This window comes from Phreatobacter aquiterrae (assembly GCF_053471285.1).
The window spans coordinates 1-2,050 of the sequence record NZ_JBJPHW010000036.1 but is presented as its reverse complement, the minus strand read 5'-3'; the positions used below and the strand labels follow the sequence as shown (position 1 = coordinate 2,050).

Sequence of the window (2,050 nt, the reverse complement as noted above, 5' to 3'; positions counted from 1 at the left end):
GCGCGGACGCCGACGCGAGCCTTCGTGCCGCTGAGCTTCGATCCGGGCGAGGCCTACCAGTTCGACTGGAGCCACGAGGCGATCGAACTGAACGGGCTTCCGGTGACGGTGAAGGCGGCGCAAATGCGCCTCTCCCATAGCCGGATGCCGATCGTACGGGCCTACATGCGCGAGACCCAAGAGATGGTCTTCGACGCGCACGACAAGGCCTTTGCCTTCTACGGCGGTGTTTGCCGGCGCGGCATCTACGACAACATGAAGACAGCGGTGGAGACGATCTTCGTCGGGAGGGCGCGACAGTACAACCGCCGCTTCCTTCAGATGTGCTCGCACCATCTGGTCGATCCCGTGGCCTGCACGCCGGCGTCGGGCTGGGAGAAGGGCCAGGTCGAGAACCAGGTTGGCACGGTTCGCGATCTGCTGTTCCGGCCGCGCCCGAGGGTGAAGACGCTCGACGAGCTGAACGCCTGGCTCGCCGACCAATGCATCGCCTACGCGAAGCGCACGAAGCATCCCGAGTTCAAGGACCGCACGATCTTCGAGGTCTTCGAGGCGGAGCGGACGCAGCTGATGCCGTATCTGGGCCCCTTCGCCGGCTTCGTCGAGAAGCCGATGCGGGCGACGACCACGTGCTTGGTCGCGCACGACCGCAACAAGTATAGCGTCGACGCGAGGGCGGCCGGCCGTCAGGTGCTGGTGCGAGCCTATGCCGAGACGATCGTCGTGCTGCTGGGCGATGAGGTCGTGGCCGAGCATCCTCGATGCTTCAGACGCGAGCAGATCGTCTACGACCCCTGGCACTACCTGCCGGTCTTGACGCGCAAGCCCGGCGCGCTGCGCAACGGCGCTCCCTTCAAGGACTGGGATCTGCCCGCGCCGCTCGCGGAGGTTAGGGCGAAGCTCGCCCACCATCCCGATGGCGACCGGCAGTTCGTGAAGATTCTCGGTCGCGTGCCCGACGACGGCATCGCGGCCGTGGCGGAGGCCTGCGCCGAGGCGCTCGCCGCCGGCATCGCCAATGGCGACGTCGTCGTCGCGATCCTCGCGCGCAGGCGCCAGCCGCCGACCCCGCCCAGCATCACGACCCCGGACGCGTTGAGGCTCAAGGCCGAGCCGGTCGCCGATTGCGCTCGCTACGACGCCTTGCGAGGAAGGAAGGAGACAGAACGATGGAACGCCATCAACTGATCGAGGCCATGACCAGCCTCAAGCTCTACGGTATGCGGGCGAGCTTCGACGAGATCGCCGGCAAGGGGCTGAACCGGCGCGACGAGATCTATCCGTTGCTTGCCAGCCTGATCCGGGCCGAGGTCACGCACCGCCAAGCGCGCTCGATCAACTACCGCATCAGCGGCGCCAGGTTCCCGGTCTTGAAGGACCTCGACGCCTTCGTCTTCCAGGACACGCCCATCGACGAGGGGCAGATCCGCGAGCTCGCGCAAGGCGCCTTCATCGAGGCCAAGCGCAACCTGATCCTGATCGGCGGCACGGGGACCGGTAAGACGCATCTGGCGATCGCCATCGCTGCCGCGGTGATCCGCGCCCGCGCCAGGGGCCGCTTCTTCAACCTCGTCGACCTCGTCAACCAACTCGAGCAGGAAAAGGCCGCCGGCCGGAGTGGAAGGATCGCCGAGACGCTCCTGCGCCATGACCTCGTCGTCATCGACGAGCTCGGCTATCTGCCCTTCGGCCAATCAGGGGCGCAGCTGCTCTTCCACCTCATCAGCAAGCTCTACGAAAACACCTCGATCGTGATCACCACGAACCTCGCCTTCGCCGATTGGCCCCAGATCTTCGGCGACGCCAAGATGACGACGGCCATGCTCGACCGCCTGACCCACCATTGCGACATCGTCGAAACGGGCAACGAAAGCTGGCGCTTCAAGAACCGCGCCTGAACCACCAAACGACATCATCGCCAACTGGAAACGCGGCCGCCCCGGCTGCGAAACCCTGGCCAGCTACGCCGGGGCGGCCGCTCGCATCTGCGCCCTCAATGGGGGCCTGCTTTGGACGCGAAATAGGGGTGGCGATTGGAAGCGATTTGACA

Annotated in this window: 2 protein-coding genes; both read left to right on the top strand. The window is 65.9% G+C overall.

Translation table 11 applies throughout. The features are described 5' to 3' along the window. Positions 1-1,188 (top strand): IS21 family transposase (istA, locus tag ACJ4V0_RS21455; RefSeq protein WP_448301641.1); only part of this gene is annotated, 1,188 nt, incomplete at its 5' end. Beyond that, positions 1,170-1,898: an IS21-like element helper ATPase IstB gene (gene istB, locus ACJ4V0_RS21450; protein WP_448301640.1), complete on the top strand. Its 729-nt coding sequence runs from the start codon at positions 1,170-1,172 to the stop codon at positions 1,896-1,898. The genes istA and istB, both read left to right, overlap by 19 nt. The last annotated feature ends 152 nt before the right edge of the window (positions 1,899-2,050 follow it).

Coding starts and splice junctions, on each gene's coding strand:
- istB (WP_448301640.1), top strand. CDS start 1,170: ATGGAACGCCATCAACTGATCGAGGCCATGACCAGCCTCAAGCTCTAC.